General features: G+C 46.9%; 21 protein-coding genes and 1 other annotated feature. All 21 genes read right to left on the bottom strand.

Features of this window, described 5'->3' with window-relative positions; genetic code table 11:
• Window positions 1-81: 81 nt before the first annotated feature.
• Complete coding sequence (fusA, locus tag HPL003_RS03895; RefSeq protein WP_014278315.1) at window positions 82-2,160, bottom strand: elongation factor G; 2,079 nt, start codon at window positions 2,158-2,160, stop codon at window positions 82-84.
• Between the two features lie 47 nt (window positions 2,161-2,207).
• Window positions 2,208-2,678, bottom strand: coding sequence for a 30S ribosomal protein S7 (rpsG, locus tag HPL003_RS03900; RefSeq protein ID WP_007432586.1), 471 nt, complete (start codon window positions 2,676-2,678; stop codon window positions 2,208-2,210).
• Window positions 2,679-2,728: 50 nt separating this feature from the next.
• Entirely contained in the window at window positions 2,729-3,151 is a 423-nt protein-coding gene (gene rpsL, locus HPL003_RS03905) for a 30S ribosomal protein S12 (RefSeq protein ID WP_007432587.1), read from the bottom strand.
• A gap of 143 nt (window positions 3,152-3,294) precedes the next feature.
• The gene (locus tag HPL003_RS03910; RefSeq protein WP_014278316.1) at window positions 3,295-3,546 is read right to left on the bottom strand and encodes a ribosomal L7Ae/L30e/S12e/Gadd45 family protein; all 252 of its coding nucleotides are present in this window, start codon (window positions 3,544-3,546) and stop codon (window positions 3,295-3,297) included.
• A 233-nt stretch (window positions 3,547-3,779) separates the two neighbouring features.
• Window positions 3,780-7,394 carry a DNA-directed RNA polymerase subunit beta' gene (rpoC, locus tag HPL003_RS03915; protein WP_014278317.1) on the bottom strand — a complete coding sequence of 1,205 codons (3,615 nt, stop codon included), beginning with the start codon at window positions 7,392-7,394 and terminating at the stop codon, window positions 3,780-3,782.
• 148 nt (window positions 7,395-7,542) lie between these two features.
• The gene (rpoB, locus tag HPL003_RS03920; protein ID WP_014278318.1) at window positions 7,543-11,088 is read right to left on the bottom strand and encodes a DNA-directed RNA polymerase subunit beta; all 3,546 of its coding nucleotides are present in this window, start codon (window positions 11,086-11,088) and stop codon (window positions 7,543-7,545) included.
• A gap of 355 nt (window positions 11,089-11,443) precedes the next feature.
• On the bottom strand, window positions 11,444-12,046 hold the full coding sequence (locus HPL003_RS03925) for a class I SAM-dependent methyltransferase (protein ID WP_014278319.1): 603 nt from the start codon (window positions 12,044-12,046) through the stop codon (window positions 11,444-11,446).
• 150 nt (window positions 12,047-12,196) lie between these two features.
• Window positions 12,197-12,562: a 50S ribosomal protein L7/L12 gene (gene rplL / locus HPL003_RS03930; protein ID WP_014278320.1), complete on the bottom strand. Its 366-nt coding sequence runs from the start codon at window positions 12,560-12,562 to the stop codon at window positions 12,197-12,199.
• 68 nt (window positions 12,563-12,630) lie between these two features.
• Window positions 12,631-13,134, bottom strand: coding sequence for a 50S ribosomal protein L10 (rplJ, locus tag HPL003_RS03935; protein ID WP_014278321.1), 504 nt, complete (start codon window positions 13,132-13,134; stop codon window positions 12,631-12,633).
• A gap of 72 nt (window positions 13,135-13,206) precedes the next feature.
• Window positions 13,207-13,358, bottom strand: a sequence feature (ribosomal protein L10 leader region).
• 68 nt (window positions 13,359-13,426) lie between these two features.
• Window positions 13,427-14,119, bottom strand: a complete 693-nt coding sequence (gene rplA, locus HPL003_RS03940; protein WP_014278322.1) for a 50S ribosomal protein L1 — start codon at window positions 14,117-14,119, stop codon at window positions 13,427-13,429.
• An 88-nt stretch (window positions 14,120-14,207) separates the two neighbouring features.
• Window positions 14,208-14,633, bottom strand: a complete 426-nt coding sequence (gene rplK / locus HPL003_RS03945; protein WP_014278323.1) for a 50S ribosomal protein L11 — start codon at window positions 14,631-14,633, stop codon at window positions 14,208-14,210.
• A 73-nt stretch (window positions 14,634-14,706) separates the two neighbouring features.
• Window positions 14,707-15,240, bottom strand: a complete 534-nt coding sequence (nusG, locus tag HPL003_RS03950; RefSeq protein ID WP_014278324.1) for a transcription termination/antitermination protein NusG — start codon at window positions 15,238-15,240, stop codon at window positions 14,707-14,709.
• 22 nt (window positions 15,241-15,262) lie between these two features.
• Complete coding sequence (gene secE / locus HPL003_RS03955) at window positions 15,263-15,454, bottom strand: preprotein translocase subunit SecE (RefSeq protein WP_013312170.1); 192 nt, start codon at window positions 15,452-15,454, stop codon at window positions 15,263-15,265.
• 20 nt (window positions 15,455-15,474) lie between these two features.
• Window positions 15,475-15,624, bottom strand: coding sequence for a 50S ribosomal protein L33 (rpmG, locus tag HPL003_RS27305; protein ID WP_023990562.1), 150 nt, complete (start codon window positions 15,622-15,624; stop codon window positions 15,475-15,477).
• A 333-nt stretch (window positions 15,625-15,957) separates the two neighbouring features.
• Complete coding sequence (gene sigH, locus HPL003_RS03960; protein WP_014278325.1) at window positions 15,958-16,602, bottom strand: RNA polymerase sporulation sigma factor SigH; 645 nt, start codon at window positions 16,600-16,602, stop codon at window positions 15,958-15,960.
• Between the two features lie 175 nt (window positions 16,603-16,777).
• Window positions 16,778-17,299, bottom strand: coding sequence for an NYN domain-containing protein (locus tag HPL003_RS03965; RefSeq protein WP_014278326.1), 522 nt, complete (start codon window positions 17,297-17,299; stop codon window positions 16,778-16,780).
• A gap of 4 nt (window positions 17,300-17,303) precedes the next feature.
• Window positions 17,304-18,050, bottom strand: a complete 747-nt coding sequence (rlmB, locus tag HPL003_RS03970; protein ID WP_014278327.1) for a 23S rRNA (guanosine(2251)-2'-O)-methyltransferase RlmB — start codon at window positions 18,048-18,050, stop codon at window positions 17,304-17,306.
• Window positions 18,051-18,108: 58 nt separating this feature from the next.
• Window positions 18,109-18,567 carry a Mini-ribonuclease 3 gene (locus tag HPL003_RS03975; protein WP_014278328.1) on the bottom strand — a complete coding sequence of 153 codons (459 nt, stop codon included), beginning with the start codon at window positions 18,565-18,567 and terminating at the stop codon, window positions 18,109-18,111.
• The gene (gene cysS, locus HPL003_RS03980; protein WP_014278329.1) at window positions 18,564-19,967 is read right to left on the bottom strand and encodes a cysteine--tRNA ligase; all 1,404 of its coding nucleotides are present in this window, start codon (window positions 19,965-19,967) and stop codon (window positions 18,564-18,566) included. The genes HPL003_RS03975 and cysS overlap by 4 nt, the downstream gene beginning before the upstream one ends.
• Before the next feature lie 24 nt (window positions 19,968-19,991).
• Window positions 19,992-20,672, bottom strand: a complete 681-nt coding sequence (gene cysE / locus HPL003_RS03985; protein ID WP_014278330.1) for a serine O-acetyltransferase — start codon at window positions 20,670-20,672, stop codon at window positions 19,992-19,994.
• Between the two features lie 485 nt (window positions 20,673-21,157).
• Entirely contained in the window at window positions 21,158-22,618 is a 1,461-nt protein-coding gene (gltX, locus tag HPL003_RS03990) for a glutamate--tRNA ligase (RefSeq protein ID WP_014278331.1), read from the bottom strand.
• Window positions 22,619-22,642 lie beyond the last annotated feature (24 nt).

Raw genomic sequence — 22,642 nt, forward strand, 5'->3', positions numbered from 1 at the left:
CCTCAATAACTTGTTTTATTTTTAGGCTGTCGGATTCCTCATGGGCGAACCTTGGGTATACCGATCAGCTGATACATTGTATTACTCGCCGCCTTTAGTTTTGGCAACGATCTCTTCAGCAATGCTCTTCGGAACTTCTTCATAATGAGAAAGCTCCATGGAGAACACACCGCGTCCTTGCGTACCGGAACGAAGTGTTGTCGAGTATCCAAACATCTCGGACAAAGGCACCTTCGCACGAATGATCTGAGCTCCACTGCGGGAGTCCATACCTTCAATCCGTCCGCGACGGGAGTTCAACATACCCATTACGTCACCCATGTATTCCTCAGGAACCGTTACTTCAACTTTCATAATCGGCTCAAGCAATACTGGTTTACATTTGTCTTTCGCTGCTTTCAGCGCCATTGATCCGGCAATTTTAAACGCCATCTCGTTGGAATCGACATCATGGTATGATCCGTCCACGATTGTAGCTTTAACGTCAACAAGCGGGAAGCCTGCAATAACGCCGTTTTTCATTTGTTCCTCAATACCGGCAAGAGCAGGTGCAATGTACTCTCTAGGAACAGAGCCACCGACTACCTTACTTTCGAATTGGCTACCAGTACCTGGCTCAAGTGGTTCGAACTCAACCCATACGTGACCATATTGACCACGACCACCGGATTGACGAACGAATTTACCTTCGACACGTGCTGGAGCACGGAACGTCTCACGGTAAGCAACCTGTGGTTTACCCACATTGGTTTCCACCTTAAACTCACGACGCATACGGTCGATGATGATATCAAGGTGAAGCTCACCCATACCAGCCAAGATCGTTTGGCCTGTTTCTTCGTTAGTATGAGCGCGAAGAGTTGGATCTTCTTCGGTCAATTTACCGAGGGCAACAGACATTTTATCTTGGTCAGCTTTGGTTTTAGGCTCAACCGCGATTTCGATAACCGGATCAGGGAAATTCATGGACTCGAGAATAACTGGACTCTTCTCATCACACAGTGTATCACCTGTACCTGTATCTTTCAAACCTACGGCTGCCGCAATATCACCGGAGTAAACTACAGTGATTTCTTGACGGCTGTTCGCATGCATTTGAAGAATACGTCCGATACGTTCGCGCTTGCCTTTTGTTGCATTCAATACGTATGAACCGGATTGAAGAACACCGGAGTATACGCGGAAGAATGTCAGCTTACCAACGTAAGGATCCGTCATGATTTTGAAGGCCAATGCGGAGAATGGCTCTTCATCGGAAGAGTGACGTTCAACTTCCGTACCATCTTCCAAATGTCCTTGAATACTTGGCACGTCAGTAGGAGCCGGCAAGTAATCGAGAACAGCATCCAGCATCAGCTGAACACCTTTGTTACGGTAAGAAGATCCACAGATAACTGGGAAGATTTTAACTTCTACAACACCTTTACGGAGAGCGGCTTTAATTTCGGCAACCGAAATTTCTTCGCCTTCCAGGTACTTCATTGTCAAGTCTTCGTCCAGTTCAGCAACCTTCTCGATCAATTCATTACGGAGTTCTTCAACTTTATCTTTGAATTCCGCAGGAATTTCAGTTTCTTCGATATCTTGACCAAGATCATCTTTGTACATATGAGCTTTTTGTTCAACGATATCGATGATACCAGTAAAATCATTTTCTGCGCCGATTGGCAATTGAATCGCAACTGCGTTCGCTTGAAGGCGATCACGCATATCGGAGACAACATTCAGGAAGTCAGCACCAATGATATCCATTTTGTTTACATATGCGATCCGTGGAACGCCGTAGCGATCAGCCTGTCTCCATACGGTTTCGGACTGAGGCTCAACGCCTTCTTTCGCACTGAAAACACCAACTGCTCCGTCCAATACACGAAGGGAACGTTCAACTTCAACAGTGAAGTCAACGTGCCCCGGGGTGTCGATGATATTGACGCGGTGACCTTTCCAGGCAGCGGTCGTCGCAGCGGAAGTAATCGTGATTCCGCGCTCTTGTTCTTGTTCCATCCAGTCCATTGTCGCAGCGCCTTCGTGAACTTCACCGATTTTGTGCGTACGTCCTGTGTAGAACAAGATCCGCTCTGTTGTTGTGGTTTTACCCGCGTCAATATGAGCCATGATCCCGATATTACGTGTATTCGTCAAGGAGAACTCTCTTGCCATGAAATGGGTCTCCCTTCAAAATTGAAGTTATTTTTTTGAGCTGAATCCTACCAACGATAGTGAGCAAACGCTTTGTTCGCTTCAGCCATTTTGTGCGTATCTTCGCGTTTCTTCACGGAAGCGCCTGTGTTGTTGGAAGCGTCGATAATCTCAGCTGCCAAACGCTCTTCCATAGTTTTCTCGCCGCGGTTGCGGGAGTAGTTTACGAGCCAACGTAAACCCAGGGAAGTACGTCTTTCTGGTTTTACCTCGATTGGTACTTGGTAGTTGGCACCGCCGACACGGCGTGCTTTAACTTCCAGGACTGGCATGATATTCTTGATAGCTGCTTCAAAAACTTCCATCGGGTCATTCCCCGTACGTTCTTGGATAAGCTTGAACGCATTGTACAGAATGCTTTGAGCAACGCCTCGTTTTCCGTCGAGCATGATGCGGTTGATCAGGCGGGTAACCAACTTGCTGTTATATACCGGATCTGGCAACACGTCTCTTTTGGTAACTGGACCTTTGCGTGGCATGGATATCCCCCTTTCTTACATGTTAAACCAATTTATTCGGTTCAAATTCATTAGGATTTTTTAGCTTTAGGGCGTTTTGCGCCGTATTTGGAACGAGCTTGCATGCGGTTGTTTACGCCTGCAGTATCCAAAGCACCGCGAACGATATGGTAACGTACACCCGGAAGGTCTTTTACACGACCCCCGCGAATCAGCACTACGCTGTGTTCTTGCAGGTTGTGTCCGATACCCGGAATGTAAGCAGTCACCTCTACACGGTTCGTCAAACGAACACGAGCATATTTACGAAGTGCGGAGTTTGGTTTTTTTGGAGTCATAGTACCTACACGAGTGCATACTCCGCGTTTTTGCGGGGCACTGATGTCGGTAGCTTCACGTTTCAAGGCATTAAATCCTTTTTGCAAAGCCGGTGATTTCGATTTCTCGATTTTGGCTTGACGTCCTTTACGAACCAGTTGGTTAATAGTTGGCATTGTGGTTGCCACCCCCTTCCTCAATTTTTCCTGTTGCTTCACAAACCATTTCTAAGCCCACAGACCCAGGCGGTTCATAAAAGAACAAATGAAAAGTCTTTGCCGCCAAGAAATCATTCTCTTAGACAAAAACGTTCCTTACCCTATTGTTTTACGATAGCAGCCATAGCAGCTCCCACTTCAATCCCACATGCAGCTCCGAGATTTTTCATTGTATCTACAAGAGTCACTTTGACTCCTTGCTTGTTGCACAAAGCAATGATGTTGGAAGTGAGACGTGGATCTGCGTCTTCCGCCACATATACTTCAGAGGCGAAGCCCAATTCGACCATGCGTATGGTTTGTTTGGTACCGATTTTGACATGAGCATCTTGCAGTCCCTGTTCTTTAGACATATCTCATTCCTCCGAAAAGACACAATAGCATATAGGCTGCTCACGCACCTTTGCTATATTAGCATTGACTATAAACAATGTCAAGAAAATTATCGACTATAGTTTACTTAACAAAGCAATACATTTCATTTCAAGAAAAAAGCGCCGGAACACCGTCTGATAGAGCATAATCTTCTAAAAGCTCCATCAGAGAACGATGTTCCGGGCCCCTCATGCCATTTGTTAACGTTATATTACTCGGCCGAAATCGGTTCGAGTTCTTCGGACGAGGATTGCTCCCCTTCTGGTTGGGCAAATTTCACACTGCGGTAACGGTTCATCCCTGTACCTGCAGGGATCAACTTACCAATAATAACGTTCTCTTTCAGACCAAGCAACTGATCGACTTTGCCTTTTATAGCTGCATCGGTCAGCACGCGTGTGGTCTCTTGGAAGGAAGCTGCTGACAAGAAGGAGTCAGTTTCCAGAGATGCCTTGGTGATACCAAGCAGAACCGGTTTGGCTACCGCTGGCTCTTGGCCGCTGAGAATCGCTGTCTTGTTCGCATTTTCATACTCGTGCACATCAACAAAGGAGCCTGGAAGCAGCGTTGTATTCCCCGCATCAAGGATACGGATTTTACGCAGCATTTGACGAATCATAACTTCCACGTGCTTATCATTGATTTCTACACCCTGATTACGATATACGCGTTGAACTTCCTGAAGGATATAGTTCTGTACCCCGCGAATACCTTTAATGCGCAGCATTTCTTTAGGGTCGATTGAACCGTCTGTCAGTTCATCCCCGGCTTCAACAGTCATGCCTTCGCTTACGCGCAGACGAGAACCATACGTAACCGAATAAGTTTTCGTTTCAGCTTCACCCTGAATGTCAATCTCACGGCGATCTTTACCTTCACGAACTTCTTTAACTGTACCGTCAATTTCACTGATGGTTGCCTGACCTTTAGGATTACGTGCTTCGAAAAGCTCCTGAATACGCGGCAAACCTTGTGTAATGTCGTCGCCCGCTACACCGCCTGTATGGAATGTACGCATTGTAAGCTGGGTTCCTGGTTCACCGATGGATTGTGCCGCGATAATACCAACTGCTTCACCAATCTCAACGTGTTTACCAGTAGCCAGATTGCGACCGTAGCATTTCTTGCAGACGCCATGTTTAGCACGGCAGCTCAGTACAGAACGAATTTGAACCTTTTGTACACCTGCTTTAACAATTGCTTCAGCTTTGTCAGAATCGATCAATTCGTTACGGCTAGCCAAAATCTCACCAGTCTCCGGATGACGTACTGTTTCAAAGCAATAGCGACCTTCCAGACGGTCATACAGGTCCTCAATAACTTCTTTACCGTCCTGAATACGGCTTACTGTAAAGCCTTTGTCCGTACCACAGTCTTCTTCACGCACGATAACATCCTGCGCCACATCGACAAGACGACGAGTCAGGTAACCGGAGTCAGCCGTACGAAGTGCTGTATCCGCCAAACCTTTACGCGCTCCGTGAGTGGAGATGAAGTACTCGAGTACTGTCAGACCTTCACGGAAGTTCGATTTAATTGGAAGCTCGATAATACGACCGGATGGATTCGCCATCAGACCACGCATACCACCGAGCTGGGTAATCTGTGATTTGTTACCCCGTGCTTTGGAGTCAACCATCATCATGATGGAGTTATAGCGATCCATGGACTTCATCAACACTTCGGTAATATCATCTTTCGCTTTGGACCAAATATCAATAATCCGGTCATAGCGTTCCTCGTTCGTAATCAGACCACGACGGTATTGATTCGTTACGACTTGCGCTTTATCCTCAGAACCTTTAAGAATTTCTTGTTTTTCCACTGGCACGATAACGTCCGATACAGCAACAGTTACACCTGCACGAGTAGAATACGTAAAGCCAAGCTGCTTGATTTTATCCAAAATCACAGCTGTTTCTGTTGTATGGTAAGTTTCAAAGCAACGGGCAATAATGTTACCAAGATAATCCTTACCTACCCCGCCAGCTTGCGGAGCATTTTGAATCGCTTCTGTAAGGTTTACACCCTTCTCGTAAACAAAGAACTCCTCAGCAGTACCATAAAGCAGGTTTGCACGGGTAGCATCATTGATGTACGGGAAGCTGGCCGGGAAAATTTCATTGAAGATAATTTTACCAACCGTGGTGATCAGCATTGCATCCTGTTGTTTTTCCGTAAAGCTCGTTTTATTCAAAGCTTTAACCGGAATAGCTACACGAGCATGAAGACCCGCTGTACCGCGCTGGTAAGCCGATATAGCCTCGTTCATGTTGCGAAGGATCATGTTGCTGCCTTCTTCTTCTTTGTTATCCATAGTCAGATAGAAAGAACCAAGGACCATATCCTGGGAAGGAGTAACAACTGGCTTGCCGTCTTTCGGATTCAAAATGTTACCAGAGGCCAGCATGAGCAAACGAGCTTCTGCTTGGGCTTCTGCAGACAACGGAACGTGAACCGCCATTTGGTCACCGTCAAAGTCGGCATTGTATGCCGTACATACGAGCGGATGCAAACGGATTGCGCGACCTTCAACCAAAATCGGTTCAAACGCCTGAATACCGAGTCTATGCAGCGTAGGGGCACGGTTCAGAAGAACCGGGTGCTCCTTGATTACTTCTTCGAGCACATCCCATACTTCTGCGCTCACGCGCTCTACTTTACGTTTCGCGCTCTTAATGTTGTGTGCAAGGCCTTTGTTCACAAGTTCTTTCATGACAAAAGGCTTGAACAGTTCCAATGCCATTTCTTTCGGTAAACCGCATTGGTACATTTTCAAGTACGGACCTACAACGATAACGGAACGACCGGAGTAGTCAACACGTTTTCCAAGCAAGTTTTGACGGAAACGTCCTTGTTTACCTTTCAGCATGTGGCTGAGGGATTTCAAAGGTCGGTTACCCGGACCTGTAACAGGGCGGCCACGACGACCATTATCGATCAGGGCGTCAACAGCTTCCTGCAGCATCCGTTTTTCATTTTGTACGATAATATCTGGAGCACCCAGATCTAGCAGGCGTTTCAGACGGTTGTTACGGTTAATAACACGGCGGTACAAGTCATTCAGGTCAGAGGTAGCAAAACGTCCACCATCCAACTGTACCATCGGACGAAGCTCCGGAGGAATAACAGGCAGCACGTCCATGATCATCCAGTCCGGCTGGTTACCGGAGTTACGGAACGCCTCAATTACTTCAAGACGCTTGATCGCACGGTTGCGGCGTTGTCCTTGAGCTGTACGCAGCTCTTCTTTCAGGAATTCCAGTTCTTTGTCTATATCCAAATCTTGAAGGAGCTTCTTAACCGCTTCAGCACCCATACCTGCCTGGAATCCGTAGCCGTATTTTTCACGGTAGCTGCGGTATTCTTTCTCGGACAGAAGTTGCTTTTTCTCCAATGGCGTATCTCCTGGATCAGTTACAACATAAGATGCGAAGTAAATGATCTCTTCCAGAGATCTTGGAGACATATCAAGAGCAAGACCCATACGGCTCGGAATGCCTTTAAAGTACCAAATATGCGATACAGGGGCAGCCAGCTCGATGTGACCCATACGTTCACGACGAACCTTAGCACGGGTAACCTCTACGCCACAACGGTCACAGACAACACCTTTATAGCGCACGCGTTTGTACTTACCGCAATGACATTCCCAGTCTTTCGTAGGTCCGAAAATTTTCTCGCAAAATAGTCCTTCTTTTTCCGGTTTAAGCGTACGATAGTTAATCGTCTCCGGTTTTTTGACTTCTCCGCGGGACCAAGAACGAATCTTTTCGGGGGAAGCAAGCCCGATTTTCATATATTCGAAATTGTTAACGTCCAACAAGGAGCAACCCTCCTTAACCAAATCCTGAGTTTTTAGGTTTGATACCGCCCGGCAGCACCGGGCGGTATCAAGAAGCTCGATCCATCCTGTAGAGAATGGATCGAGGCATATAAATAACAAAGCTGATATGATTCAGTCAGCAGACAGACTACTCTACGCCAACCTCAGAGCCTTCCAGATTCAAACTCAGCTTGTCGCTGGTTGTATCATCTTCATCATCAAGCTCTCTCATTTCGATCTCTTGTTCGTCTCCGGACAGAATCTTCACGTCCATACCCAAGCTTTGCAGCTCTTTGATCAAGACCTTGAAGGATTCAGGCACACCCGGTTCAGGTACATTTTCACCTTTGACGATGGATTCGTATGTTTTAACACGTCCAACCACATCATCAGATTTGACGGTCAAAATTTCCTGAAGCGTGTAAGCCGCGCCGTAGGCTTCCAGTGCCCATACTTCCATCTCACCGAAGCGCTGACCACCAAATTGAGCTTTACCACCCAATGGCTGTTGCGTAACGAGAGAGTAAGGACCTGTAGAACGAGCATGGATTTTATCGTCAACCATGTGCGCCAGTTTGATCATGTGCATGACACCGACAGTAACTTCACGTTCAAAACGATCACCCGTACGTCCGTCATACAACACCGTCTTACCATTGCGTTGCATGCCTGCCTCTTCCATCGTATCGAACACGTCATACTCCTTGGCACCATCGAATACCGGCGTTGCCACATGAATACCAAGACGCATTGCAGCCATACCCAGATGAATTTCAAGCACCTGTCCGATGTTCATCCGTGAAGGTACACCCAGCGGGTTCAAAACGACCTGTACTGGTGTACCGTCCGGCAGGAACGGCATATCTTCTTCAGGCAAAATACGGGCAACGACACCCTTGTTACCGTGACGTCCGGCCATTTTATCGCCTTCGGAAATTTTACGTTTTTGGGCAATATATACACGAACCAGTTGGTTCACGCCTGGTGGCAGTTCGTCACCATTCTCACGTGTAAATACTTTGACGTCCACAACAATCCCGTCTGTTCCGTGAGGAACTCTCAAAGAAGTGTCGCGAACCTCGCGTGCCTTCTCACCGAAGATCGCATGCAAGAGACGCTCCTCGGCTGTAAGCTCCGTTACACCCTTAGGTGTTACTTTACCAACGAGAATGTCGCCTGCGCCGATTTCGGCACCTATGCGGATAATTCCACGCTCATCCAGATTACGGAGCGCTTCTTCACCGACATTCGGAATATCACGGGTGATTTCTTCCGGTCCAAGCTTCGTGTCACGGGCTTCGGATTCGTATTCCTCAATATGAATGGAGGTGTATACGTCTTCCTTAACCAGCTTCTCACTCAGCAGGATCGCATCCTCGTAGTTGTAACCTTCCCAAGTCATGAAGGCAACGACAACGTTACGTCCCAATGCCAGCTCGCCCATCTCTGTGGAAGGACCATCTGCGAGAATATCGCCAGCTTTCACCACATCGCCTCTGTTGACGATTGGACGTTGGTTAATGCATGTTCCTTGGTTTGAACGCATAAATTTGTGTAATTTATACTTAACTATGTCGCCCTTTACTTCAGAACCATCTACTGTTTCGATACGGCGTAGCCAAATTTCGTTAGCTGAAGAACGGTCGATCACACCGTCGTATTTGGATACAATACATACCCCGGAATCTTTCGCAGCCTTATGCTCCATTCCTGTTCCGACCAAAGGAGACTTCGGAATCAACAAAGGAACGGCCTGCCGTTGCATATTGGAACCCATCAACGCACGGTTGGAGTCATCGTTCTCCAGGAACGGAATCAGTGCAGTTGCCACTGACACGACCTGTTTAGGCGATACGTCCATATAGTCAACGCGACTACTTGCCATTGGAATGATGTTATCAGACTGCTTGTTGTAACGGACAATGACAACTTCCTCTTTAAAGGTGCTGTCCTCTGTCAGTTCCTCATTTGCCTGGGCTACGATGTAGTTATCTTCTTCATCAGCCGTCAGATAATCAATTTGGTCTGTAACTTTTCCGGTTTTCGGATCTACCCAACGATAAGGAGCTTCGATAAATCCGTACTCATTGATACGTGCGAAGGTAGACAAGGAGTTGATCAAACCAATGTTTGGTCCCTCTGGTGTCTCGATAGGACACATACGGCCGTAGTGACTCGGATGGACGTCACGCACTTCCATGCCTGCGCGTTCGCGTGTCAAACCGCCGGGTCCGAGTGCGGACAAACGGCGTTTGTGTGTCAATTCAGCAAGCGGATTCGTCTGATCCATAAACTGGGAGAGCTGGGAGCTACCAAAGAACTCCTTAATCGAAGCAATTACTGGACGTATGTTAATCAGCGCCTGCGGCGTAATCACATTTGCATCCTGAATCGACATTCTTTCGCGCACCACGCGTTCCATACGGGATAAACCGATACGGAACTGGTTCTGGAGCAATTCACCGACAGAGCGCAAACGACGGTTGCCCAAATGGTCAATATCGTCCGTGCTTCCGATTCCGTGAAGTAAGTTAATAAAATAACTGATAGAGGAAATAATATCGGCAGGCGTAATATTTTTAACCGATTTATCAATATTTCCGTTGGCAATCAGTTTTACAACTTTACCATCCTCAATCGGCGAGAATATATCGATCGTTTGAAGAGGAATATCGTTGCTTTCCAGCACGCCAGTTGCAACATGATACGTACGGTGTCCTACCGATTCCTCAAGCTGGGCCAAAATCTCGTCCAACAGGCGGCGATCCACCATTTGCCCTGCTTCAGCGATGATTTCACCGGTTGTCGTATCAATCAAAGTCTCAGCAAGCCGTTGATTGAACAGACGGTTTTTGATGTGAAGCTTTTTATTAATTTTGTAACGGCCTACGTTGGCCAGATCATAACGTTTTGGATCAAAGAAACGTGCAACGAGCAAGCTCTTTGCATTATCCAGTGTAGGTGGCTCACCCGGACGAAGACGCTCATAAATCTCAATCAGCGCTTTTTCCGTAGAGTCCGTGTTGTCTTTATCAAGAGTATTACGGATATATTCGTCATTGCCGAGTAAATCCAGAATCTCAGCATCAGTGCCAAAGCCAAGCGCACGCAGCAACACCGTAACCGGAATTTTACGGGTACGGTCAATCCGGACATAGATTATGTCCTTCGCATCCATCTCCAGTTCGAGCCAAGCCCCCCGGTTAGGAATTACCGTTGCGGTGTATGTTGTTTTCGCATTCTTGTCGACTTTTGTGCTGAAATAGACGCTGGGAGAGCGAACCAACTGGCTGACAATAACCCGTTCCGCACCGTTAATAATAAACGTACCCGTATCAGTCATCAGCGGGAAGTCTCCCATGAATACTTCCTGCTCTTTCACTTCCCCGGTCTCTTTATTAATAAGCCGGACTTTTACCCGAAGCGGTGCTGCATACGTTACGTCGCGTTCCTTTGCGTCGTCAACGGTATATTTGGGTTCTCCGAGAGAATAATCGATAAACTCCAAAATCAGATTTCCTGTGAAATCCTGAATTGGCGAAATATCCCGAAACATTTCCCGCAATCCTTCCTCCAAAAACCAATCATAGGATTTTTGCTGGATCTCAATCAGGTTCGGAACCTCGAGTACCTCGTTAATACGTGCATAACTGCGCCGAGTGCGTCGACCATATTGAACAAGATGTCCTGCCAACTTAAACTCACCCCTCATGTCTACTCACTTTAAAAATTCATTGCGAACCTTTGTTTGTGACCTTATAATAAGACACAGACAGAAGATTCAATCCACAAATACAGAAAAGCCCTTACTCGAATGCATTCGAAAAAAGAGCGACGTATCTGCAGAATCCTCTTACCGGAAGATCTTCATCACTTGTAGATTTGCCCAAAATGATTGTATTATACGTAATAGGTATAAATTCTATACCCTTCTACGCATAAACCTATTGACATTTCAACAAACTAAAGCCATGAAGGGCATCCTAATACTGACATTTTATAATAATATCACAGACCAGGATTCAAGTCAATGGTCCTATTGCATTTTTCTAAAACTTTTTTTCCGCCTTCAAAATACGGTAACCTTTATCCTTCGTAACTTCCTCCACGCGTCCGAAAAGGCTCTCGATTTTAGCGCTTGCCGATGGGGCACCCTGCTTTTTTTGAATAACCACCCACAAAGTTCCACCTTCATTTAAATGTTCATAAGCAAGCTCGAAAATGGTATGCACGGTTTCCTTACCCGCACGTATAGGCGGATTCGTTAGAATCACGTCAAAACGATCATCTTTCACTTTCTCAAACAGATCGCTTTGCTTTATGGTCACATTGGTAATCCCATTCCGTTCCGCATTCTCTATTGCAAGTTGAACGGCTCGCTCGTTAATATCCACCATTGTAACGTGACCATTCGGTACAAGCGTAGCTGCTGTCAAGCCAATCGGTCCATACCCGCACCCTACATCCAGCACCGAAGCTTGCGGAGGAAGCTGCATGGCCTCAATTAGCACACGGCTACCGTAATCAATTCCCTGCTTGGAGAAAACGCCTGAATCGCTGGCAAAACGGTATGTCCGCCCCCGCAGCATTGTTTCGAGATTCCGCCGTTCATGCGCCGTTTCTGGCCGTTTGGAGTAATAATGATCAGACATTCATGACCACCTCCTTCGGTTGGTAATACCATCATAGCCTTCACTATTACGTTTCAGACATGCTTGTACTGCCGATTTACAGCAACAAACCCCTTGAAGATCACCTCAAGGGGTTTGTTTTTAGTGCATTGTCTGCTAGATAGCAGTCAATTATTTCACTTCTACGGAAGCGCCTGCTTCTTCCAATTTTGCTTTCAAGGAATCAGCTTCTTCTTTCGCGATTTTTTCTTTCAGTGGTTTTGGAGCGTTGTCAACCAGTTCTTTTGCTTCTTTCAGGCCAAGACCTGTGATTTCGCGAACAGCTTTGATAACGTTGATTTTGGAAGCGCCAGCGCTTGTCAAAATTACGTCGAACTCGGATTGCTCAGCTTCTGCTGCGCCACCTGCTCCGCCGCCTGCTACAGCTACTGGAGCTGCTGCAGTTACGCCGAATTCTTCTTCGATTGCTTTCACGAGATCGTTCAGTTCCAATACGGACATACCTTTAATTGCTTCCAAGATTTGCTCTTTACTCATGGTTGAACCTCCATTTAAATTCTTATTTTTTTGTTTCAATCTGCTATAGAGCAGCTTTAATCCCTAACTTATGCGCTTTGCTCTTCTTTTTCTGCAACAGCTTTAACTGCAAGCGCGAAGTTGCGCATAGGAGCTTGAAGCACGCTGAGGAGCATGGAAAGGAGACCTTCGCGGGATGGCAGTTCTGCCAGCGCTTTAATTTCCTCAACACCGATAACACGGCCTTCTACAACTGCACCTTTCAGTTCCAGCGCAGTGTTTTTCTTAGCGAAATCATTCAAGATTTTAGCTGCAGACACTGCATCATCTTTGCCGAACGCGATTGCAGTAGGACCTGTCAATACTGCGTCCAGTTCAGTCAATTCTGCTACCGCAGTTGCACGGCGAAGCAGCGTGTTTTTCAGCACTTGAAATTCGATTCCGGCTTCGCGAAGCTGCTTACGCAGCTCAGTTACTTGGGCAACATTCAGACCGCGATAGTCAGCAACCACAGTCGTTACGCTCTCGCGCAATTTTGCAGCTACAACTTCAACAGCTTCTTGTTTTGCTTGAATCACTTTTGCATTTGCCAAACTGTACACCTCCTGATCAATTTATCCGCTCTGCTCGACCAACCTATCCGGTGGTCGTCCAAAGCTACCTTCATGAGCATGAAAAAAGCCTCCGTAGAGTACGAAGGCTTGATAAATCTACATGGACAGGACAAGCCTGTCACATGAAACGTTCTATCATAACACCTCGGTAGGAAATTAAGCCCGAAGGCACCTACTGTCTACGGTAAGCATATTCAACTTTAATGGTCAGTCACACGGACTCACAACTTTTACAGAATAACAAAATCAATTGAACCTGTCAATCAAAATATTATTTGTAAACAGATGCGTTCACACGAGCACTTGGTCCCATAGTCGAAGAAATAGCGATGTTTTTCAGGTATACACCTTTAGCAGCCGCTGGCTTCGCACGGTTCAAGGCTTCGATCAAAGCTTTAAGATTCTCGTTCAGTTGTTCAGCACTGAAGGAAGCTTTGCCGATTGGCGCATGAATTTGACCCGCTTTGTCGAGACGGTATTCGATTTTACCGGCTTTAATTTCTTGAACAGCCTTGGCAACGTCGAAAGTAACTGTGCCTGCTTTAGGGTTTGGCATTAAGCCTTTACCACCGAGCAAACGACCCAGTTTACCAACCTCACTCATCATATCAGGTGTCGCAACGCAGACGTCGAATTCGAACCAGCCTTGTTGAATTTTGTTGATCATATCTTGATCGCCAACAAAATCAGCGCCAGCCGCTTCGGCTTCTTTCACTTTGTCACCTTTTGCAAATACCAGAACACGTTGTGTTTTACCCGTACCATGCGGCAGGACAACAACACCACGAACAGCCTGGTCTTGTTTACGGGAATCTACGCCCAGACGGACTGCTGCTTCAACAGTTTCGTCAAATTTAGCAGTTGCGCCTTTTTTCACCAATTCAACGGCTTCCAAAGGCTCATAAGTCGCTTCGCTGTCGATCAGCTTAGCGGCTTCCAAGTACTTCTTACCATGTTTAGCCATAATCTTTTCCTCCTTATGTGGTATTAGCGGATATTCCTCCCACACTTGCCGGACAGTCAAACTGCCGGCACACGAAGACTAATAAAAATTAGTCTACGATGGTGATACCCATGCTGCGAGCAGTACCTTCAACCATACGCATTGCCGATTCTACGGAAGCTGCGTTAAGGTCAGGCATTTTTTGCTCAGCAATTTGACGAACGGTAGCGCGATTTACAGTTGCAACTTTCGTTTTGTTCGGTTCACCGGAACCTTTTTCGATTTTAGCAGCAACTTTCAACAGCACAGCAGCCGGTGGAGTTTTGGTGATGAACGTAAAAGAACGATCTTCAAACACCGAAATTTCAACCGGGATGATCAGGCCTGCTTGATCAGCAGTACGAGCATTGAACTCTTTACAGAATGCCATGATGTTGACACCTGCTTGACCCAAAGCTGGACCTACTGGAGGCGCTGGATTAGCTTTACCTGCAGGAATCTGCAGTTTTACCATTTTGATTACCTTTTTTGCCACGGATGACACCTCCTTGACTCAATAGTGGTAGACGGACCTAATGATCCTCCCACAAGAAACCTGTAAGAAAAATCTATATTTTCTCCACCTGAGTATAATCCAACTCAAGCGGGGTTTCCCGTCCAAACATGTTGACGTGAACCTTAAGCTTGCTCTTCTCAACCAAAATTTCTTCCACGGAGCCCACAAAATTCGCAAAAGGACCAACTTTAATTCGCACGGATTCCTTAACATCGAATTCGATCTTCGGTTTCGGCTCTACCATGCCCATATGCTTCAGAATCTGTTCAACTTCTTCTGGAAGCAAAGCTGTCGGTTTGGAACCCGAGCCTGTTGATCCTACAAATCCCGTAACACCTGGTGTGTTGCGCACAACATACCAAGAGTCGTCGGTTTGAACCATTTCGACCAAGACATAACCAGGGTAAACTTTACGCATAACGGTCTTTTTCTTACCGTCCTTGGTTACCAGTTCTTCTTCCATTGGAACAAGAACGCGGAAAATCTTGTCCTCCATGCCCATGGACTCAACGCGTTTCTCCAAATTGGCTTTGACTTTGTTCTCATACCCTGAATAGGTATGAACGACGTACCATCTTTTTTCCATATCAAGCCACCTGGAACCCTTCCTAGATAATCGCTTCGATCACAGCGGAAATGCCGATATCGAGAACCCAAAAATAAATCGTGACAAACGCAATCGTCCCAATGACAATCAGCGTATAGTTGGTCAGTTCTTTACGATTGGGCCAGCGAACCTTCTTGAGTTCAGCCCAGCTTTCAGAGAAAAAGGAAAACAGAGACTTGAAACTGCGTTTCACGCCGACTACACCTCCAAAAACTATCTGGTTTCCCGATGAGAAGTCTGTTCGTTACAGGACTTACAGAATTTCTTCATCTCCATGCGGTCGGGGTGATTACGCTTGTTTTTCGTCGTTGTGTAATTTCTTTGTTTGCATGTTGTACAAGCCAAAGTAATAATTACCCGCATGATGTGCACCTCCCGAAGACATCCAACACCGGAAGTCTCATAATTGATCCTAAAAAAAACCGCGAATTTAGGCCTACCTAAAACACTTTATCACACGCGGTTTTGCATGTCAACGAATGTTTGCATACATTTCTCAGTCCCGGCTGTGGTGCATTTTAACATCTGTTCATCCTTTAAAAGTCATCTCTGAAAAACCTCTCCAAGATCCATGCGATATCTATTATTTATCTTTTTCAGTATAAATCATTCTTAACACATATAAACCTGCATATCCTGACTTTAACGAATAAAAAAAGACTCAGACTCGAGCCTTTTCCCTGCCAGCCTCTACTTTCAGCTATCCCTTACTTCCAAATACTTTTCAAGTTTGCGCTTGACCCGTTGCAACGCATTATCAATAGATTTCACGTGACGGTCAAGGTCCTCGGCAATTTCCTGATATGAACGTCCGTCCAGATACAACATAAGTACCTTTCGTTCCAGCTCGCTCAGAATCTCGGACATCTTGTCCTCAAGACCCACAAACTCTTCCTGATTGATAATCAGCTCTTCAGGATCACTTACCTGTGTTCCGCAAATCACGTCCAGTAACGTCCGATCCGACTCTTCATCATAAATGGGCTTGTCCAGAGATACGTAGGAATTCAGAGGAATGTGCTTTTGTCGTGTGGCCGTCTTGATTGCCGTAATAATCTGTCTTGTAATGCACAGCTCGGCGAAGCCCTTGAACGAAGCAAACTTGTCTCCCTTAAAATCACGAATAGATTTGTAGAGACCAATCATGCCCTCCTGAATAATATCCTCGCGATCAGCGCCGATTAAAAAGTAGGATCTGGCCTTGGCCCGCACGAAGTTCCGATATTTGTTAATCAGGAACTCCAGCGCTTCCCCATCACCTTCATGGACTGCTCCGACAATGTCTTCATCATTTTTGTAATCAAACTTTGACAACATGATATCCTTGAGGTCCACACTCACTAACAATCCCTCCGGCTGCAACGCAAGGTACCCGTTACTCTCTCAAATATACGACAAGTATACGCGATGTAACCTGATACCGTCAACCACAACAGCCTAAAAAAGAAGAGCGCTAACAAAATTGTCAATGGTTTCAAAATGGAGGAGCGGCCAATTACTGGAACTTTCCCCGTTGCTATTCTCTCCTCCAGCGCTCAAACAGCTTTCGAAGTTCCGGGCTCAGCTTGGCATCCAGCGAATTCCGGGCCAACCTAGCGCTATCCTGCTCTATCCGCTTTTTCACTTCCTTTTCAGATTCCTCAATCTCGATCAGAAGTTCACGCGCCGACACCCTGAGCGCTCCTTGCCCAAAAGCGACATGTTGTTCCACCTGATCACTTGTTGCTACATAAATGCTTCTTCTCCGGCTGCTTAGCTCCCGAACCAATCGCTCGATGCACTCGTCAGCGGTCTCTTTTTCTTTTGTAAAATAAATCTGTACTTTACTCTGGGAATACGTTTTACCCAGTCCCGGCACCCGGTAAGCATCAAAAACGACGATGACTCTTCTGCCGGAATACGCCTGATGATCCGCGAGTCGTTCAAGCAGTCTGTCCCTCGCTTCCTGCATACCAGATTGTACCAGTGCGGAAAGTTCGGGCCAGGCTCCAATCATGTTGTAACCGTCCACAAGCAGAACATCCCGCGTGTCAGCCATATCATCAGCCCCGTGCCTGTCGTCCGCGCAGCACTTCGTACATCACGACACCTGCGGCTACAGAAGCATTCAGGGAATTGATTTGCCCAGCCATCGGCAGCTTAACGAGTACGTCACATTTCTCGCGGATCAAACGGCCCATCCCTTTATTTTCGTTACCAATGACGATAGCTACTGGCCCTGTGAATACACCATTTCCAAAAACCGGGTCCGTGGCTGTCACATCTGTGCCAACTACCCATACACCTTCCTCTTTGAGTTTGTCGATGGTTTGCCCCAAATTGTTCACACGCGCCACCGGAACATACTCAACCGCCCCCGCTGATGTTTTGGACACCGTTACAGTTACTGCCGCTGAACGTCTTTTCGGCACGATTACGCCATGCGCCCCTGTGCAGTCCGCTGTCCGAAGGATAGAACCCAGATTATGTGGATCTTCAATCTCATCCAATAGGATCAAAAACGGCTCTTCTCCCTTACTACGGGCAGCTGCAAGCAGTTCTTCCACTTCAACGTAAGCAAAAGGTGCAGCCTGTGCAACCACTCCCTGATGCTGTATTCCCGGAACCATTTGATCAAGCTTACGCTTGTCCACCTGTAAAACAATGATCCCCGCTTTTTTAGCCTCAGCCGTAATGGGCAATGTCAGATGCTTTTGTGCATTATCCGCAATCCATATTTTATTTATCGTTCTGCCTGAGCGAAGCGCCTCCGTCACCGAATGCTTACCGGCAATCCATTCTTCTTCCATATCTAGCTTCCTCCCGGGAAACGGCGGATGTTTGACGCATTTGATCCGACGTTCCCAATTAAGATTTTTCTGTATTTTCCATTTGTGCAATACCGTACGTAATCAATTCTCTCATCCTGTCCAAACGTCCGTCACAATAAAGAAAGCCGAACAGTCCCTCCAGCGCAGTAGCATGACGATACTCAAGCACATCGGCATTCTTGGGCAGGCTTCCTGACTTGGCATTTCTGCCTTGTCTGACAATATCACGTTCTTCCTCCGTCAGCACCGTCTCCAGCAGCACGAGCATACGGCTCTGCGCCTTGGCAGAGACCAGCCCTGTCGCTCGGCGATGCAAATGATTGGGGCGCAGGTTGGGCTGCGCCAGCAAATATTGCCGCACCGCGACCTCATACACGGCATCGCCAATGTAGGCTAACGCAATGGGAGGCATCAGTCGAGCCGGTTTGGACGCAGGATACGGGAACCAGTTTCCCGCACCTTCCGAAGCCCCCGTGTTCAATGGCTTATCACTCATTTTCGCCGCCACCGCATACCCTGCGCTGTATCCTCAAGCACGATTCCTTTGACAGCGAGCAGATCGCGAATTTCATCGGCTCTGCCCCAGTTCTTAGTTTTACGAGCTTCGACACGCTCTGCGATTAATTGCTCAATTTCATCATCCAGCAGCTCTTCTTTAGGTTCCGAATATATGCGAAGTACTTTATTCATCGAATGGAAGGTATGCAACACGGCCTTTAATTCCGCCTGATTGACAACATCACGCTGCAACAAATGGTTGGCTTCGCTGACCCATTCGAATACCGCAGTAATCGCATCAGGTGTATTGAAATCATCATCCATTTTTTCGACAAACTGCTGCAAAATTCCGTCAAGCTTCGTTTGCAGCTCGACCGATACTTCTTCATTACCTTTCAACGCACTAGCTAAACGATGCTGCACGTTGGCCACTGCATTGGCAATCCGTTCGACACTGTTCTCCGCCTGACTCATCGTCTCATGATTGTAGTTCAACGGATTCCGATAATGCGTCGACAGCATAAAATAACGTAAAGCCTCGGGCTTGTGACGAGCACGTAGATCTTTAACCAAAATACCATTACCGAGTGATTTCGACATTTTTTCATTATCAATGCGAATATATCCGTTATGCATCCAGTAACGGGCCAATGGCTTACCCGTAATCACCTCGGATTGTGCGCATTCGCATTCATGATGTGGGAATTGCAAATCCTGTCCGCCCCCGTGAATATCCAGCGTATCCCCCAAATAGTGGCGGGCCATGGCAGAGCATTCGATATGCCAGCCTGGGCGACCGTCGCCCCAAGGACTTGACCAATAAATTTCTCCTGGCTTGGCAGCCTTCCAGAGTACAAAATCCTCGGCATTTTCCTTTCGTTCATCTACATTAATGCGAATCCCGAACTGAAGCTCCTCCAGATTCTGACCCGACAGCTGACCGTAGCATTTGAATTTTTTCGTCCTATAAAACACGTCGCCATCATTCTCATAGGCATATCCTTTATCTACCAGTTCCTTAATGAATTCAATAATCAGATCCATACTCTCGGTTACACGCGGATTCATGCTGGCGGCAGGAACATTCAATCCTGTCAGATCCTCATGGTAGGCTGCAATAAATTTCTCGGCAACTGCCGAAACATCCATATCTAGTTCCCGAGCTTTGCGGATCAGCTTATCATCGACATCCGTAAAATTCACCACATAGTTCACATCATAACCCAAATACTCCAGGTAGCTGCGCACCACGTCAAACACAATTACAGGTCGTGCATTACCAATATGAATGTAATCATACACGGTAGGTCCGCATACATACATTTTAACCTTTCCAGGCTCTAGTGGAACAAAAGGCTCTCGGCTCCTCGTCATTGTATTATAAATTTGAAGCGGCATCGTTATGTTCCTCCCTCATGAAAATCATCCTTGTAATTTATTCTCTTGAGCCACCTGATGTTTCTGAGCAGATCGCTCATCCCTCAAATCAGACAATTCTACACGTAATCGTTCTATTTCCAATTGAAGCTCCCGGATAGAATCCACAACCGGATCAGGCAGCTGGTGACTAAGTCGGTCTGGACGTCTGCCATCTTGTCTGACCACTCGCCCCGGGATCCCCACCACTGTACTGTTTGGCGGAACCTCTTTAAGTACAACCGAGTTGGAGCCAATGTTGGACTGCGCCCCAATTGTAAAAGAGCCCAATATCTTTGCGCCGGAGCCTATAACAACATTATTCCCAATGGTGGGATGGCGCTTCCCCTTCTCTTTCCCCGTCCCTCCAAGAGTGACCCCCTGGTATAACACAACATCGTCGCCGATCTCACAGGTTTCGCCGATGACCACTCCCATGCCATGGTCAATGAACAGCCGATCTCCGATACGAGCGCCGGGATGGATTTCAATTCCTGTCATAAACCTCGATACCTGAGATATAAAACGGGCTAGAGTACACCACTTTCGCAAATAAAACCAATGTGCGATTCGGTGTGCCCAAAGGGCATGAACGCCGGAATACGTAAAAATAACCTCCAGCTTACTCCGGGCGGCCGGATCATTATCCAAAACAGTTTGAATGTCGGATTTGATATGTCTGAACATGTCGCCCTCCTATTTCCCCCATTTCCTTGCCGTATCTTCACACAACTCCATGTTTCGCCAATTTTCGCGTTCGTCAGCACGCTTCGACATTTTTCACCTTTAACGAGCTTGAGTCTGATAAAAATGAAAAAGCGCCTCCGCAGCCTAGGCTGCAGAGACGCATGAACGTGGTCCCACTCTGCTTCGGGCATACCTGCTGCATATAAGCAGAGAAGCCCGTCTTTGGCGTCCGGTAACGAGAACGATTCGGCACACCCTTGCCATATTAGCAGTCGACGCTAATTAGGGTTCGGGCGCACGGCTCCCAGGTGCATTTCCTCCGCAGGTCATCTGGACGGCTTCCAGCCCCGGGGTTCCCCTCGGCCGTCCTCTCTGGCAAATGCCCTTATGCAGTGTACTTCTCCTGTTCTCAGCCTTTACACGTAAATATCAATCCGTATCAATGGAGTCATTATAGCGAAAAGACAACAAATTGACAAGAAATATCAGCCTTTAATTTGTGCCCTGAGACGGTCCAGCACCTTGTCACGTCCGAGCAAAAAGATCGTTTCATTCAAATCTCGTCCATGCGTTTGACCTGTAAGGGCCACACGAATCGGCATAAACAACTGTTTCCCTTTAAAGCCGGTTTCCTTTTGAACTTCCTTGATCAGCTTGGCCATTTGTGGAGCCGTAAATTCCTCACTCACTTCCACCTTACCAGCAAAAGCTTTAAGCACCTCAGGAACCTGCTCTTCTGCCAGCACAGCCGCAGCTTCCGCATCAAGCTCCAGATGCGTACGGAAAAACAACTCAGACAAAACCACAATGTCGGACGCAGAGTTCATTTGTTCCTGATACAAGCGAACAAGAGCCTTGGCCCAGTCCTGCCGCTCCGCAGATAATTCAGCCGGCAAAAGTCCCGCTGTCTGCAAATGAGGAATCGCCATGCTGGCAATTCGCTCAGGATCAGCCTTTTTAATATAGTGATTGTTCAGGTAAGCAAGCTTGTTCGTATCAAATACGGCCGGGCTTTTGGACAAACGATTGGGATCGAAAACCGAAATTAATTGCTCCCGGTCATAAATTTCTTCTTCGCCTTCCGGAGACCAGCCCAGCAGCGCAATAAAATTGAATATAGCTTCTGGCAAGTAGCCCAACTTGTCGTACTGCTCCATAAACTGAATAATGGACTCGTTGCGTTTGCTAAGCTTTTTGTGATCATCGCCCACGATCAGTGTCATATGACCAAAGATTGGAGGCTCCCAGCCAAGCGCTTCAAAGATCATCAATTGTCGCGGTGTATTGGAGACATGATCCTCACCTCGCAGCACATGCGATATTTTCATCAAATGATCGTCCACCGCCACTGCAAAGTTATATGTCGGAATACCGTCTTTTTTGACGATAACAAAATCGCCGCTTTCCTTCGAATTAAACGTGATTTGGCCTTTGACCATATCATTAAACGTATATTCGCGATCTTCTGGTACACGGAAACGGATACTTGGTACACGCCCCTCCGCTTCGAATGCCTTACACTGTTCCTCCGTCAAATCACGGTGTTTCCCTGAGTAGCGTGGTGTCTCCCCACGTTCCGTCTGTTCTTCACGTTCGCGTTCCAGTTCTTCTTCGGTGCAGTAGCAGCGGTAAGCCAAGCCACGATTCAGCAGATCCTGCCAATATGTTTTGTATATATCCAGGCGCTCGGTCTGACGGTAAGGTCCATACTCTCCCCCGACATCCACGCTTTCATCCCAATCCATGCCCAACCATTTCAGATATTTAAGCTGGCTTTCTTCCCCGCCTGCAATGTTACGTTTCACATCTGTATCTTCAATACGGATAATAAACTTGCCACCTTGGTTCCGAGCATACAAATAATTAAATAATGCCGTTCTGGCATTTCCAATATGCAGATGCCCTGTTGGGCTCGGGGCATAACGTACACGAACTTCCGTGCTCATAAAATCTCCTCCAAATCTTAGTTC

Origin of the sequence: Paenibacillus terrae HPL-003, from assembly GCF_000235585.1 — a bacterium.
GTDB classification, from domain to species: Bacteria; Bacillota; Bacilli; order Paenibacillales; family Paenibacillaceae; genus Paenibacillus; species Paenibacillus terrae_B.

Coding starts and splice junctions, on each gene's coding strand:
- rlmB (WP_014278327.1), bottom strand. CDS start 18,050: ATGGAAGAAGAATGGATTGCCGGTAAGCATTCGGTGACGGAGGCGCTT.
- rplA (WP_014278322.1), bottom strand. CDS start 14,119: ATGGCTAAACATGGTAAGAAGTACTTGGAAGCCGCTAAGCTGATCGAC.
- rplL (WP_014278320.1), bottom strand. CDS start 12,562: ATGAGTAAAGAGCAAATCTTGGAAGCAATTAAAGGTATGTCCGTATTG.
- gltX (WP_014278331.1), bottom strand. CDS start 22,618: ATGAGCACGGAAGTTCGTGTACGTTATGCCCCGAGCCCAACAGGGCAT.
- cysE (WP_014278330.1), bottom strand. CDS start 20,672: ATGTTCAGACATATCAAATCCGACATTCAAACTGTTTTGGATAATGAT.
- rpsL (WP_007432587.1), bottom strand. CDS start 3,151: ATGCCAACTATTAACCAACTGGTTCGTAAAGGACGTCAAGCCAAAATC.
- HPL003_RS03965 (WP_014278326.1), bottom strand. CDS start 17,299: ATGGCTGACACGCGGGATGTTCTGCTTGTGGACGGTTACAACATGATT.
- rpmG (WP_023990562.1), bottom strand. CDS start 15,624: ATGCGGGTAATTATTACTTTGGCTTGTACAACATGCAAACAAAGAAAT.
- HPL003_RS03975 (WP_014278328.1), bottom strand. CDS start 18,567: ATGAGTGATAAGCCATTGAACACGGGGGCTTCGGAAGGTGCGGGAAAC.
- rpsG (WP_007432586.1), bottom strand. CDS start 2,678: ATGCCACGCAAAGGTCCAGTTACCAAAAGAGACGTGTTGCCAGATCCG.
- cysS (WP_014278329.1), bottom strand. CDS start 19,967: ATGCCGCTTCAAATTTATAATACAATGACGAGGAGCCGAGAGCCTTTT.
- fusA (WP_014278315.1), bottom strand. CDS start 2,160: ATGGCAAGAGAGTTCTCCTTGACGAATACACGTAATATCGGGATCATG.
- nusG (WP_014278324.1), bottom strand. CDS start 15,240: ATGGAAAAAAGATGGTACGTCGTTCATACCTATTCAGGGTATGAGAAC.
- HPL003_RS03925 (WP_014278319.1), bottom strand. CDS start 12,046: ATGTCTGATCATTATTACTCCAAACGGCCAGAAACGGCGCATGAACGG.
- HPL003_RS03910 (WP_014278316.1), bottom strand. CDS start 3,546: ATGTCTAAAGAACAGGGACTGCAAGATGCTCATGTCAAAATCGGTACC.